Below are 14,018 nucleotides of genomic sequence, written 5' to 3' on the forward strand. Positions count from 1 at the left end.
AATCCGCAAAAGAATAAGAAAAAAACTTACTCAGCTATCTCTTTTAAAAGCAAGGAAGAGATAGCCGAGTAATCATCATTAAAATGATGAGTCCCCGGAATGGTAATTACCTTTAAACCATTGCGCACAAATTTATCCTTAATATCGCTATCTTCTTCTGTTCCAAAAACACAAAGTAGTTTTAACGCCTTAATCTTTTTCATTTCAGCAATTACATCATACTTATCATTCGAACTTCCAATGCCAAGCATATCTGCAATATGGATTTCAAAATCCGCGGTTACATCAGGTGAAAGAGAGAAAACTGCTTTTAAAGCCCCTTTAAATTCAGTAGGCAACCTACTTGCCAGAAATGGAACAACTGAAGCACCAAAAGAATATCCGGCAAGAACAAAGCTGTCTTTCCCTAACTCTTCTCTATAATAAGAGATAGCTTTACCCAAATCCGCTGCAACAGCTTCTGGAGTCTTAGCATTCCAAAAATATTTCTGGGCATCAAGACCAATTACCGTTAATCCTTTTGAAGCCATTGATTCTGCCAGAGATTGGTCAAAACTAGTCCAGCCACCATCACCGGATATCATAAATACCAATGGCAAATTGTTCTTTTTACCTGAAGGAATCAGCGTTAAGGGCATGCCTCCTGTATAAGCTTTGGATCCTTTAAAAAACTCATAGGTCGACTTTTGCTCATTAAATGATGGAGCAGCCAATACCTTCTTATATGCAACATTAAAATCGGGAAGCCAATTATTTGCAATAGAAAATCCATGGCCCACCTTTGTCAATGTAACAAGTTCAGTCATTGGCATATCTTTTAAAAAAGTTGCTGTAGCCTCAAAGGGACAAGTCTGATCTTTTACTCCATTTAACACAATAAACGGGGCCGTTAAACTTTTTGTAACTTCCAGATAATAAGAAACTCCAGGCTTTAAAACGTGCTGAGTAAGGCCACTCCCTTTGCACAAAGGCTTTTTAAGGTCAATATCCGGACAAAAACCTAAAGCAATAGCACCTTTAAAGGTATTTGCAGGAGCTTGCGCTAATATTCCATATATTAAAACCGCACCATACGAGTACCCTATAAGTACAGGCTTATGATAGTTAGTTAATTTGTATTTCTTTTGAATAAAAAGACTCAACTCTTCAAAATCGGCTGCCGGATACAAACATTGAGCTGTTACTTTGGCCAAGTATTTCCCATAAAATTTACCATCAATACCTAATACCAATGCACCCTGGTTAGCAACATTTTTTGCCATATTAATTACTCCATTTTTCCACCCTCCATCTCCAGAGACAAATAAAGCGACCGAAGTTGGCGTACCAGTAGGATGGTAAACTGTTATAGTACCAAACTTACCATAAGTTATAGAGTCAATAACCATCGCTCTGCCTTTTGTTACCAAAAAACAGATCAGTACAAAACATAAGGCAGCAGATCTTTTCATAATGGTTAAGGTTTAATTACTTTAGTCAATACGTTTGGCACCTGTAAGAGATCATAATCCTGATCATATATCAAATATTTATTGTGCCATTCCGGCGAAAACTTCTCTTTTGAAGCCCTTAAGCCCTTATAATGAGAAAACGACCTGATCTTTTCATAAGCAAACTTCATTGATCGTTCAGTAAAATTATGTGGAGTGATAAGGCCAGATAAAGGAGCAAAACCGAGGTTAACCGCAGTATAATTCTGTTCCTTAAGGTGATTAAATAACGCTACCATAATAAAATCAACAATACCGTTTGGCGCGTCAGCAGTTTTTCTGATTAAATCATAAGTCCCCTCACCCTTTACATAATCAGGTATTACATTTAAAAACGCAACAATCTTTTCTTCTGTATTTTCTACCGTAATTATAGTCTGTTTTTTTAATTCATCCCATATAAACATCCCTTGCGAGAATACAATTTCCTCACGTTCAGTCCCTACCAACCATTCATCAGATACAGATTTCAATTTCTGAAGCAAGCCATCCTTAATTGGAGCATTATATGTTTTTGTATGAAAACCCTGTTCTGCAACCTTTTTTAACGCATTCCTGATAGACTTCCTACTTCCTCCCTCCAAAGAAAATTCCGTAAGATCAACCACTCCCTCCTGTCCCAGAAAAAGTCTTTTTTTACCTAGAGAAAGAAAATCATGCAAACTTTCTTCCGGAACTCTGTAATACAAACTTTTAACACCACTTTCCACACAATAACTATCAAAAGATTTGATAAATGACAGCCTGTTCTCAATCGAAGTAACCGGAAGTTCTAACACCACAGCAAAATTGCCTGCTATGCGATAAGCTATAAAACCGTCAAACTCATCTGTTGTATAGATTAGCTTATCGCTATATGTTTTAAAATAATCTATAGCCGAGTTACCATATTTTTCCAAATCTGTTTTTGCTGATTCAAACTCTTCCTCAGAAGTATCCATTTTCAGAATATATGGCCTGATCAATGTATAAATCAAGAATGCAATAGATAAAAACCCACTAATGTTAATAGAAAAAAGGAAGCCTCTGGCAAACGCATCCTGGGGTATCAAGTCTGAACTACCAATCAATAGAAAATTCTGCAAAGTATACCTTATAGATTGAACCCAGCTAAAGTCTATGTCAAAATGCTTTTCGTCAAGAAAATAGAAGCCAATAACACCATAAAGTAGCACACCTAGAATACTCAATAAAGTTGTTTGTATTCCTATAAATCTTAATCTGGAATTGTGCTTAATGTAATATTCCTTTCTTGACCCCAATAGAATAACAAGCACGATTATAGAAAACCCAGCCTCCTCATAATCAATTGCCTTAGTTAAATGGCCCACTAACGAGAGCATACACAAGGCAACGGCAAAATACCATGCCATCCGTAACCCCTTAAGCATAAATGCCGCTGTAACCAAAAGAAACAACCCTGCAACAAGTACAAAATAATTAGAAGCCGTTATCGCTCCCATGGGAAGAAAATCTTTAAGAAATGCAAGCCTTGAATGGATTGCAGGCGTAAGTACCGAGACAATATTGATGATACCCAATAGCAGCAACAATAATGCAGGTACAATCCTCATTAACAACTTATTGATCTTGAGTAAAAAACTTAACGCACCCAGAGCCATAGGAATCCAAAATTCCATAAACCTATATAACAGTGTAATTGAAACTGCCGCAGCATTAGAATAACCTAGCCTGATTAGAATGAATGTCATGGACGCTTCTACGGCACCAAGCCCCCTTAAAAAAGGAGAGATAATTAGGAAAACAACAGCAACGATATAGCTAATGGTGGCAAAAATTAGGGATGGGTTCATGTTCAGCGCAACCATGGCAATGTATATGTGGATGATCCCAACGATTTCTATCAACATGCTATACATAAAAGTCGAAAGAAAGTGTTTACGCTCAATCTTGTTCGCTCTAAATTCTTCAGCAAACACTTCAACAGCAGGAATATATTTAATAATGATTTTATAAGCTGCCCCCTTTTTGATAACTGATCTGTATAATGAATAAATACCGCCAATTAGTAGCAATGCAGCTAACAACCCAAACCATTCTCCCTGCCCCAAAGTCCCCTCTAAAACACCATACACAAATACAGGAATGGCAATTACCAAAACCGATAAAATACCTACAAAACCATATATAGATGAAGCAAAGTTAATTTGTGATCTGCTTACTCCTTTTCTTTCTATTGGCGCACTAAAAAAGGCCAATGAAGAAACTCCTCCGGCAGGTAAAAAAACACTCACAAAATTCCGCTTTAAGAAAAGAATGGTGCCATCGACCAGAGATATTTTACTTGATACAGCAGCAAATGAAGACCGATACATCATTCCGTGAATAAATACATAAACTACACTCAGTAGCATTCCAATGCTTAGCCACCACCAATTTGCAGTTACAATTAATCGTTTTACATGATGTATTTCCACACGCTCCTGCTTAATGAACCATATGGTCAGGCCGATAAAGAAAAGAGTAAAAATATAACTGGAAATTATCTTTCCATTCTCACGAATAAAGGGCACAAAAAACTTGAAGCGCTTCATTAATTGGGATAATTAGAGTAGTAAAGAAAGTTTTTTTACCTAATAAATATATGAAAAACATTATTTAAAGTAATGACAAGGTCCCTTTAAATCTCAATTACAAAAGGATGATCGCTGGTTGTAAGCTTAACAGCGCTTACATTGCTTAATGTTTGAATAGCATCAGTACCTTTTGTAGGGTCGTAAACTTTTATCAAAGGATATACTTTATCAAGCTTTATTTCTACATCCTCAGCTCCCTTTGCCTTCTCTCCCCAAACTACCAGTTCAAATTTCCCATTGCTTTTCTGAAGCAACAGATGATGTACCGTTTCAGGCTGATTAATGATTTGGAAACTTAGTTCCTCTGTTTTAAACTTAGATGGTTTATCGGCAAGAATTGTAGTTAAGTTATGAAGATATATTGCTGATTTACGAGGACTATAATCCGGTTTATAAAACCCGAAAGTTTGATTCCCTGCTTCATCAACCCTATCTCTCAGTAAATAAACAGCCGTATAGCTCCAATTTCTTTTAAATTGAGAAAGATAAAGATTCAAATATAGCCTTGCCTGTTTTTCTTCATTTATTTCGTCTGTAAGCGTAACACCAGTTTCGGTAGTAACCCTTGGCAATGTTAAAAGCTCCTTTTCTGTATATCCCTGATGTTTCCCTCGCCAGGTTTTTCCATAATTACCATAAAGACCATCAACCTTACAAAGTGGACCGGGATCAGCAGCATTCCAGGTTTGATTATCATACAGACCAGGATGAGAAGGGTGCGAGAAATAATTATGACATGTTGCAAAATCAGCATATTTTGTTCCATCAGGCATTAGTGTACCCGCTCCTTTTGGTATTTCTAGAAATTGCAATCCTACATTATCAGTTTGTGCACCATTTTCACAAAGATCCCACACAGGATACTTTTTTAATGTAGCATCGCTTTTAACCGCCTGGCACAAATCCTTTTGCAATTGAGCTATAGGCAACCAGGTTAAATTTTTCCCACCATCAACACCTTTGTACTTAAATCCCCAGTTGTTTGGTTCATTAGACCCTTCAAATGCCAAAAGCGCACCAACAGCATCAAGTTTTTTTGCTCCTGCTAATAACCTTTTAATATCGGTTCCGCCACTCAATAATCCATAGCTAAACCGAACGCCTGTTTCTTTATGAAGTTTAATAAAATCTGCATCTGGAATATCTCCCTCATAACCTGCACGAATCCATCTGATCCCAGTATACTTCATCAACTCTATAGTCTTATCCAAAGACTCTCCACGTTTAGAGATTGCTGAGTTTACACCAATACTATTTAAAAAATCAACTGCTTTAACTGCCTTCTCTTTGACTATTGGTTTTGATTTCACAGGTACTTTTGCACTTAATAAAATGGCAAGTAAAGCTATTCCTATAAAACCAGCTATTGATTTCATTAAAGAACCTGAATTCGTCATTAGTTTATTCATTAAAACAAATATTTAGTATTTAAAAAGGATGCCTAACAGCTTAATAAAGATGCAATAAAATTTGTATTGTGCTTAATTAAATTATTTTTGTATATGGAGCGTCGTCAGTTTATTTCTCTTTCCTGTTTTGCAGGGCTTATTGGTTTGCACCCTAATATTTTTGCTATTGCAGCAGAAAAATCTGGAGCTGAAAAAGGTTTTATCATGACTGTAAATGGTAAAATTGACATCAGTGCAATGGGCCTAACCTTACCACATGAGCATATTGTTACCGATTTTAAAGGTGCAGAACCTGCCAGCCGCCTTGAGTATGACAATGAAGCAACTGCAAGCCTACTACTTCCCTATTTAAAGGCTGCTAAGAAATCCGGAATCAATACAATTATTGAATGCACTCCGGCACATATTGGCAGAAATGTAAAATTGCTACAGTTACTTTCAAAAGCGAGTGCCATAAACATTATAACAAACACCGGTTATTATGCCGCCGTAGGCCAAAAATACCTACCTAAGCATGCCTTTACCGAAACCAGCGAAGAGTTAGCTACCAGATGGCTAAAGGAATGGGAAAGCGGGATTGATGGAACCGATATTCGACCAGGATTTATAAAACTTGGAGTGGATAATGCTCCTTTGAAACCCGTTGAAATAACACTAATTAAAGCCGCAGCAATTGTTCATTTAAAAAGTGGTTTAAAAATAGCTATCCATACCGGCAATGCTGCCGCTGCACGAGAAGAAGTTGAGCTTCTTATCAAGTCGGGTGTAAGTCCTGAAGCTTTAATATGGGTACATGCTCAAAACGACACTACCGGATTTTTGCATGTTGAACTAGCAAAAAAAGGTTGTTGGATTAGCTTAGACGGCATTAACGAACAACCAGACTCATTAGTTCAATATCGAAACCATATTTACAGGATGAAAGGTGAAGGATTATTACACAAACTATTAATTTCTCATGATGATGGTTTTGCAGTAACAGAAGACAGTGGTAAAGCTGCTTTCAAGGCTTTTGAAAATGGTAACACAGTACCTTACAAAACCATATTCGGAGTATTAAAATCTTCTCTAACAGCATTGGGCATTACTCGAGACGAATTTAAAATGATCACAGTGACCAATCCGGCTAATGCTTTTCGGATAAAAGTTTGCCCTCAGGGTTAAGCTTCTCTTCTTAATATTTCTTTAAGTTTTTTTGGGATAAATAGAAGCCCCTGATTTGTCTTGCCTTATTAATTAAAAAATTAATTAAAGTTTTCAAAACTTTATTAACTCTGAAAAGGTTGAGTATTTAGATACTCAGATTAACCGGAAACAGTTATCGCTCGAGAGTACCCTTTACTTAAATTGATTACACCATAAATAGAAAAAAAGTATAGACTAGAGTTTTTAAAATAATGCCGGTTAATTTGAACAGATGAGAAACAAACCAACAAACCATCTTAAGCTGTCTTTAATACTTGGGATACTGTCTATTTCTGCGCTCAACGCGAACAGCCAGACAACATCTCTTGAAACATGCTTTAATCTCGCCCGGGAACATAACATAACACTTAGGCAAGCAAAATCTGCACTGCTATCCAGTCAGTATAATTTGCAGGCCGAGAAGAAGAGTTATCTACCCAAAGTAGACCTATTATCCAGTTACACCTACCTCAGCAGTCCGCTAACCGTAAACCTTCAAACCGTAAAAGATGGCGTTGTTGAGGGATCGTCAAGGCAAAGTGTAAATGCCGCAAACGAGGCTTTCAAAGAAGTTACAGGCACCGACTTGTCGCAAGCCGCTCAGGATCGCATATACAACGCATCAAAAAACATAATCGGAGGCATTTACCCCGACTACAACCCTACCTTAAGCAAACAATCTTACTTTGTTGCAGGTTTGGGTGTAAGGCAACCCATATTTCTTGGAAATAAACTAGATGCGGCAGGCAATCTGGCACAATCCCTTGTAACCTCAGCCGGTATAAATGTAGAGCTGGTAAATAAAGAAATAGACTTTCTAATTGCCGCCCAATACCTCCGCATTTTATACTTAAACACCCTATTCAATAAACAACAGGTAATGGTAGAGGCCTTAACCAAAAACAAAACCTACGCTCAGGAATTAGTGAAAAACCAAATACTGGCACCCTACCAAAAAAGCTGGACTAACGTAGTGCTAATGCAAGCCGAAAGCCATTTTAACAACATCAAACTGGAGCAGCAAAACGCCTATCTGGAGCTTAACAAACTAATGGGAGTCCCTTTGGATTCTGCCATTGTAATTACCGATACCTTAAAGTACACAGCAATTGAGCCTTTTAAACCAGAAGGTGATTTTTGGGAGGCCAACCCTGTGTACAAGCTAGCTGGCAGTAAAATCAACTATGCCAAAACAGCCGAAAAGATCAGCAAATCATTTGCCTTACCTAATATTTTTGCCATTGGAAACTACAACTTATACCAACGCGATTTACCTGTTCTTATTCCAGACTGGTTTGTTGGTGTAGAACTACAATGGACTCTTTTTAACGGGCAAACAAGAAAAAGAACCCTCGCCGCCCGTCAATTGATAGAAGAAGCAAAACTTTCGGAGGATAATGCAAGCCTAGGGATAAAGGTTTTATCCACAGTTGCCAGAAACAAAATGAAATCCCTCCAAAATGAAGTAGGCTCATTAGACAATGCACGAAAGGAAGCCCACACCACAAGCCGCCTCATTACCGAGCGGATGAAAAACCAGCTCTCCTCGCCAAAAGATGTAAATGATGCTTTAGTCATAGAAACAGAAATAGAAAAAGGCTACCACACCGCCGTGTTTGGTTACTATTTAGCCGCAGCAGAATATTTCAACAGTTTAGGTAAACCACAGCAAATAACTCAATACATTAAGTAATGAAAGATCTTCTAAAAAACTATTGGGCACTGCTCATTCCAATATTGGTAGTAATTATTGCCTTGTTTTTCTTCTTATCAGGAAATAAGGATGATGAAAACAACTTTGTTGGAATGGTAGACGCGTCTAGCGTTGACGTGGCAGCAGAGTTCCCCGGCAGATTGGATTCCCTACTGGTTGAGCAAGGCGACACCGTAAAAGCCGGACAATTGGTAGCAATACTTCGCTCAAATGAAATAGATGCCATTAAAAACCAGGCACTTTCTGCTATAGATGCCGCCAAAGGTCAGCAAGAGTTATTAACCAATGGCGCCAGACCAGAACTAATTGAAGCAACTTCAAAACTTTATCAAATAAGTCAGGAGCAGTACAACCTTTTCAACACCACCTATCAGCGTATGGAACGTTTGTACAATGCCGACGTAATATCCGGACAGGAAAAAGACGTTTTCTATTTCAGGTATCAGGCAGCAAAAAAAGAAATGGAAACCGCAGAACTGAACCTAAAAATGCTAAAAAATGGCACAAGACCAGAATTACTTAAAACTGCAAATGCCATAGTAAAACAAGCCGAGCAAGCCTATGAACTCACAAAAGCCTTAGGCGACAACACCAAGGTTTATGCTACTGCAGATGGCGTTATTTCGAGCTTAGTTACCCATCAGGGTGAGATTGTTTCCATAGGCTACCCAATGATGACCATCGAAAAGAAAAACTCAACCCTCTTAAGATTTAACATCCGACAAGACAAAGCCAACTTACTCAAATTAGGCGCAGTAGCATCTGTAAAAGTACCGGGATGTGAGCCTGAAACCTTTAACGTAAAAGTAACCTCCATATCGCCAACCCTAGAGTTTGCCAACTGGGTACCTTCAAAAGACAAAGGCCAGTTTGAATTAAGAACCTTTACCATAGAGCTTAAGCCCGAAAACCCATCGCAGATAAAAGGATTACGTTCAGGCATGACGGCATCATTAATTCTGCCTTAATGAATCGCTTTGGTCATATCATCATTAGAGAATGGAAACGCATTCTCAGCTTAAAGGTATTTTACCTTGTTATGCTGGTTGTGCCCGCCCTTCTGTTTTCATTTTATGCAGTAATTTACCAAAAAGAAGAAGCCAAACATCTATCATTTGCCATCTGGGATGACGACCAAAGTCCGGTTAGCCGACAGCTTACCTTTTTACTGGAGCAAAGAGAAGCCCTACACATCACCAGAAGGGTAAACAGCGAGGCTGAAGTAGAAAAACTAATACAGGAGGGCAAAATATTAGGTGCGGTACATTTCCCGGCAAATATGCAGAAGGACATTTACAGCCGACATCCCGTTCATGTAACACTTTATACCAATGCCGCCTCTTTGGTGCCCGCCAAAATGGTATACAAAGCCGTGGCCGAAGTTGTAATAACAGGTAGCGCTGGAGTTATTTTAAAGAAACTGATAAAAACAGGGATGAAACCAGATCAGGCAATGGCGCTAGCCAATCCCATCAAGCTAAACTCCTACCAACTTTACAATGCCAGTTACAATTATCAGGAATATCTGGTACCCGGCTTAATAACCGTTGGCATGCAAATGATACTGATCATCAGCAGTATGCTGGCCTTAAATTACGAATGGAAAACTGAGACAATGCAAGAGCTACATCAACTCTCAAATGGATCTGCCCTCACCGTAATTACAGCCAAAACTATTGCACACCTTGTAGTTAGCTGGGTTAACTTTATACTAATTGCTTTTGTGGTGTTCCCCTTTTTTGACATCGGGGTCCCCTCCGCAACCGGGAAGTTCTTTGTTGTTTACACCCTACTCTCTCTGGCCTGTATTGGCATTGGAATGTTTATTTCGGCCTTATTTAAGGATGTAATGCTTGCTGGTGATACCGCATTGTTTTACACTTCTCCTGCCTTCGTTTTTAGCGGTTTTACCTTCCCAAGATGGGCCATGCCATGGTACGATCAATATTATGCAACCATTATGCCTTACACCCCATTTCTGGATGTTTTTTTTAAAGTTTACTACATGAACCTGCCCTTGCACTACGCACAGGCAGACATCAATAAACTCTTATTGTTTTGCACAGTGATGTTCCCTACAGCGATCCTTTTATTTCAACGTCAGTTTAATACCAGCACAAATGAAAAAGCAATCAGGGCAGTCCATAACTAAACTCTTATTAAGAGAAGCCTCTTTGGTGGCAAAGGATCATAGTTTGCTCCTTACCCTACTGATTGCACCCCTGCTTTATGCTTTTTTCTATGGAAGTATTTACATTAACAAAGAAGAACAGAACGTAAAACTTGCCGTTGTTGATGATGACCATTCCAGATTATCGCGCTTGTTACAGCAAAACATCGACAACTCGCCAACGGTTGAATTGATACACTTCCCAAATCTGGAAGAAGCCAAAGAACACATGTATCGTGGAAATTGTCAGGGTTATTTTTATATCCCAAAAGGTACAGAATCGAACCTGTTAAGCCTAAAACAAAGCAATGTGGTACTTGCAGTTAATGCCGCTCGTTTTTTGCCATCAAGCGATATATTGATGAGCGTACAGCAAATATGCCTTACAATTGGAGCTGGAGTACGGTTGCAATATTATCAGAAAAGCGAAGGCATGAGCTCAACAATTGCCATGCAAAACGTAATGCCTGTAAATTTAGACTACAGACCGCTATTTAATGAAAGATCTAGCTATGGCGCGTTCTTGCTTCCTGGTTTGTTGGCATTGATTTTACAACAAACCTTACTGATAGGCTTATCAGAAAGTGTTGCAGGAGAGCGACAACACTCAGGCATTAAAGAATGGCTAAAAGGAGGAGTATCAACAGGTATTTGGGGTAAGGGCTTATTTTACCTGCTCTTGTTTTCGGCTTATGCCTTTTTCTTTCTGAATGTAAATTACAGCTTACTCAATTTACCGATGCGGGGCAATGGCTTCGAGCTGAGTCTTTTATTGGTGCTCCTTATTCTTACCCTTATCCCTATGGCCCAATTTATAGGGTCGTTGTTTAAATCACAGCTGCTTTGTTTGCAAATGATGGCCTTTTCTACCTATCCCATTTTTCTGATTACAGGATATTCATGGCCGTTTGAATCACTTCCTATAGCTATTCAATGGCTTTCGAAACTACTGCCTACTACACCGTTTATACAAATCTATACTTCAATTGTACAGTCTGGCGCTAGTTTATGGGCTAACCTCGGCGCATTAATACACCTGATGTTGCTTTGGTGCTTTTACAGTACCATTGCCTATGTAAGGCTAAATATGCTTAGGGAAAAATCTTTAGGAGTTTAGTTGTTTTTAGAATCATCTGCTGCGATTACAATAAAGCACACAATCAATATTGCGCTGTATTCAATCCCGCCTGATCCATGTTCGCCTACAAACCAGCCATTTTCAGCATGTATAATTATAATTCCAATTAGCAGCATTACAATGAATCCTATTGAAATCCATTTTCTGAAATATCCGGCAATGAGTAATAAGCCACCGATGATTTCAAAAGTTGTAATTCCCCAAACAAAAGCGGTTCCATAAACAAAGCCTTTGCCGTTTAAAAAGCCGCCAAACCGTTCAATAGTTCCACCAGTAATGCGAACAATGGCATGAGCAAGGAATAGTAAAGAAATAAATATTCTTAAGAGAGTCAGGCTTTGATTTAATGAGATAAAAGGAAATGATTTCATAAGGCTTTGGCTTTTTTCATTTCAATGCGTTTCCTATAAATATAGAAAATTTTAGAACTTAATAAATAACAAAAAAAAGGCTATTTAAAATAGCCTCTTTTTTGTTATTTATTATAAACTACTTACTTATGGTTTCTTTTATATCACCACAGGTAAGCATACTCTCACCAAAATAAGGATTCTTTATTTCTTTTTGGTTACTTAACCACGATGCTCCTTTATCATTTAAAGCCATTGGGCAATACTCAACATATACCTCGCCTGAGTTTAAACCTGAGGCTTTTACGCGTTCAATAAAGTCTGTGCTTAACTCTGCAAATACAACTCTCTGCGCATCAATATCAGCTGCAGAACCGATTTTAGCTACCAATGTTGCTAAAGCTGCGCCGTTAGTTAACTCTTTTGAACCTAACTCAATTGCATTGGCAGCAACCTTTGCTTCCGCTACATCCCCCTTAACAAGCGCATTGGTTAAGTGAACATAATGTTGATAAACCGCGTTCAACTTATCGTCCTTTAAACTTACTGTAGAAGCACTCCCTTCTGTAGCTGCACCATGTCCTTCGCCTGCGGCATGATTGTGACCTTCGTGAGCATCGGCAGTCTCTGTTTTTTGTGGGTTACCACATGCAGCAAATAAGGTTACTGCAGCCAAAGTAATAACGAAATTAATTACTGTTTTCATCTTTTCTTTTTTTTAATGGTTGTGTGTTTATTATTATTTTATTTTAAGTCCTTCGACAGGATTTTTTCCCTTTTTAAGGATGTACTCGCTATATAAAAGGTAAGCTCCAGTTACTACTACCTGATCTCCGTTTTTCAATCCTTCAGCAATCTCTACCTCATTGTTATTCTCCTGACCAGTTTTTACTAATCGAGGCTCAAAGCTGTCCTTGCCATTTTTAATCCATACATGCATACCTTTTCCATCTCTTACCACAGCATCAACCGGAAGGGTTAATACATTGCTTTTACTTTCTGATGGAAGAAAAACGTTTGCCTGTAAGCCCGGCTGCCATTGATGTTGAGGATTAGGAATACTGCCTCTGATTTGCGTAAGTTGCGTGCCTGATTGAAGCGCAGGTGTAATAAAGCTAACGGTCATTTCCTGAGGCTGATCTTCCCAGCCGGCAATAACTACCTTAACTTTCTGCCCCATCTTAATATTTTTTGCCTCATTTGGATAAACGTCTGCCTCAACCCATAGCTGTCCGTACCCCTCTAATCTTAAAATCGGGTTACCCTCTGTTACATACTGGCCCTGAGTTACGGATAGCTCAGCCACTACTCCACCTTCAGGTGCATAAAAAACTACGTAAGGATCTTTCTTCTGGGTTTTAACAATCTGCTTTATCTGATTTTCAGATTGCCCGTATAACAACAGTTTTTGTTTTGCAGAAGCTACAATCTGTAACTCTATTTTATCGCCCTGAAATTGTTTTTCTTGCGCCACTGCCATCAGGTATTCCTGTTGTAGTGTAGCCAATTGTTCAGAATACAGCTTGTACAAAGGTTGCCCTTTGGCCACTTTTACGCCGGTTTCTCTTATGTACAATTCCTCTATTCTACCAGCAATTCTGCTAGAGATATAACTGCTTTGCTCGGGGTTAACTACTAGTCGGCCGTTAAGCTGTTTAGCTCCCGAGAGATTGCCTGTACCAATCATTACAGTAGTAATATTTGCCAATGCCTGACGTTTCTCATCAACCTTTAATGCCTTATCATTGCTGTTTTTTTCAAATGGAACCAAGTCCATTCCGCAGATAGGACAAGTACCCATCTCATTTTTTATCACCTGAGGGTGCATAGGGCAGGTAAATGTTTGCGGTTTTCCTTGTGCCACTTCCCCATTTGATTTTTCTTGATTACTGCAAGCAGCAACAAATACCGACGGAACCAAAGCCAGTAAGGCCATCTTTTTTATAAATAATTTCCGTTCCATAA

General features: G+C 38.7%; 11 protein-coding genes. 5 read left to right on the forward strand and 6 right to left on the reverse strand.

Features of this window, described 5'->3' with window-relative positions:
• Positions 1-26: 26 nt before the first annotated feature.
• The 3 genes from J1905_RS01465 to J1905_RS01475 form a co-directional block, all read right to left on the reverse strand.
• Positions 27-1,451 carry an AcvB/VirJ family lysyl-phosphatidylglycerol hydrolase gene (locus tag J1905_RS01465; protein WP_214225407.1) on the reverse strand — a complete coding sequence of 475 codons (1,425 nt, stop codon included), beginning with the start codon at positions 1,449-1,451 and terminating at the stop codon, positions 27-29.
• A 5-nt stretch (positions 1,452-1,456) separates the two neighbouring features.
• Entirely contained in the window at positions 1,457-4,045 is a 2,589-nt protein-coding gene (locus J1905_RS01470) for a phosphatidylglycerol lysyltransferase domain-containing protein (protein ID WP_214225408.1), read from the reverse strand.
• Positions 4,046-4,131: 86 nt separating this feature from the next.
• Positions 4,132-5,496 (reverse strand): hypothetical protein, encoded by a 1,365-nt coding sequence (locus tag J1905_RS01475; RefSeq protein ID WP_214225409.1) that lies wholly within the window; start codon positions 5,494-5,496, stop codon positions 4,132-4,134.
• Between the two features lie 93 nt (positions 5,497-5,589).
• Between J1905_RS01475 and J1905_RS01480 the strand changes: the two genes are divergently transcribed.
• From J1905_RS01480 to J1905_RS01500, 5 genes are all read left to right on the forward strand, one after another.
• Positions 5,590-6,660 carry a phosphotriesterase family protein gene (locus tag J1905_RS01480; RefSeq protein ID WP_214225410.1) on the forward strand — a complete coding sequence of 357 codons (1,071 nt, stop codon included), beginning with the start codon at positions 5,590-5,592 and terminating at the stop codon, positions 6,658-6,660.
• A gap of 253 nt (positions 6,661-6,913) precedes the next feature.
• Entirely contained in the window at positions 6,914-8,374 is a 1,461-nt protein-coding gene (locus tag J1905_RS01485; RefSeq protein WP_214225411.1) for a TolC family protein, read from the forward strand.
• Positions 8,374-9,363, forward strand: a complete 990-nt coding sequence (locus J1905_RS01490) for an HlyD family secretion protein (protein WP_214225412.1) — start codon at positions 8,374-8,376, stop codon at positions 9,361-9,363. Before J1905_RS01485 ends, J1905_RS01490 begins: the two co-directional genes overlap by 1 nt.
• Entirely contained in the window at positions 9,363-10,547 is a 1,185-nt protein-coding gene (locus J1905_RS01495; protein ID WP_214225413.1) for an ABC transporter permease, read from the forward strand. The genes J1905_RS01490 and J1905_RS01495 overlap by 1 nt, the downstream gene beginning before the upstream one ends.
• Positions 10,516-11,682: an ABC transporter permease gene (locus J1905_RS01500; RefSeq protein WP_214225414.1), complete on the forward strand. Its 1,167-nt coding sequence runs from the start codon at positions 10,516-10,518 to the stop codon at positions 11,680-11,682. Before J1905_RS01495 ends, J1905_RS01500 begins: the two co-directional genes overlap by 32 nt.
• Here J1905_RS01500 and J1905_RS01505 read toward each other — a convergent pair.
• The 3 genes from J1905_RS01505 to J1905_RS01515 all read right to left on the reverse strand — a co-directional run bounded on the left by J1905_RS01505 (position 11,679) and on the right by J1905_RS01515 (position 14,016).
• Positions 11,679-12,074, reverse strand: a complete 396-nt coding sequence (locus J1905_RS01505; protein WP_214225415.1) for a DoxX family protein — start codon at positions 12,072-12,074, stop codon at positions 11,679-11,681. The genes J1905_RS01500 and J1905_RS01505 overlap by 4 nt on opposite strands.
• 118 nt (positions 12,075-12,192) lie before the next feature.
• Positions 12,193-12,759, reverse strand: a complete 567-nt coding sequence (locus J1905_RS01510) for a DUF3347 domain-containing protein (RefSeq protein ID WP_214225416.1) — start codon at positions 12,757-12,759, stop codon at positions 12,193-12,195.
• 33 nt (positions 12,760-12,792) lie between these two features.
• The gene (locus J1905_RS01515) at positions 12,793-14,016 is read right to left on the reverse strand and encodes an efflux RND transporter periplasmic adaptor subunit (RefSeq protein ID WP_214225417.1); all 1,224 of its coding nucleotides are present in this window, start codon (positions 14,014-14,016) and stop codon (positions 12,793-12,795) included.
• Positions 14,017-14,018: the final 2 nt, after the last annotated feature.

The organism is Pedobacter sp. B4-66 (genome assembly GCF_018492665.1).
GTDB lineage: Bacteria > Bacteroidota > Bacteroidia > Sphingobacteriales > Sphingobacteriaceae > Pedobacter.

What these genes read in the sequence shown, in the direction of transcription:
- J1905_RS01490 (WP_214225412.1), top strand. Translation starts at nt 8,374, where the DNA reads ATGAAAGATCTTCTAAAAAACTATTGGGCACTGCTCATTCCAATATTG.
- J1905_RS01510 (WP_214225416.1), bottom strand. Translation starts at nt 12,759, where the DNA reads ATGAAAACAGTAATTAATTTCGTTATTACTTTGGCTGCAGTAACCTTA.
- J1905_RS01505 (WP_214225415.1), bottom strand. Translation starts at nt 12,074, where the DNA reads ATGAAATCATTTCCTTTTATCTCATTAAATCAAAGCCTGACTCTCTTA.
- J1905_RS01500 (WP_214225414.1), top strand. Translation starts at nt 10,516, where the DNA reads ATGAAAAAGCAATCAGGGCAGTCCATAACTAAACTCTTATTAAGAGAA.
- J1905_RS01465 (WP_214225407.1), bottom strand. Translation starts at nt 1,451, where the DNA reads ATGAAAAGATCTGCTGCCTTATGTTTTGTACTGATCTGTTTTTTGGTA.
- J1905_RS01475 (WP_214225409.1), bottom strand. Translation starts at nt 5,496, where the DNA reads ATGAATAAACTAATGACGAATTCAGGTTCTTTAATGAAATCAATAGCT.
- J1905_RS01495 (WP_214225413.1), top strand. Translation starts at nt 9,363, where the DNA reads ATGAATCGCTTTGGTCATATCATCATTAGAGAATGGAAACGCATTCTC.
- J1905_RS01470 (WP_214225408.1), bottom strand. Translation starts at nt 4,045, where the DNA reads ATGAAGCGCTTCAAGTTTTTTGTGCCCTTTATTCGTGAGAATGGAAAG.
- J1905_RS01515 (WP_214225417.1), bottom strand. Translation starts at nt 14,016, where the DNA reads ATGGAACGGAAATTATTTATAAAAAAGATGGCCTTACTGGCTTTGGTT.
- J1905_RS01480 (WP_214225410.1), top strand. Translation starts at nt 5,590, where the DNA reads ATGGAGCGTCGTCAGTTTATTTCTCTTTCCTGTTTTGCAGGGCTTATT.
- J1905_RS01485 (WP_214225411.1), top strand. Translation starts at nt 6,914, where the DNA reads ATGAGAAACAAACCAACAAACCATCTTAAGCTGTCTTTAATACTTGGG.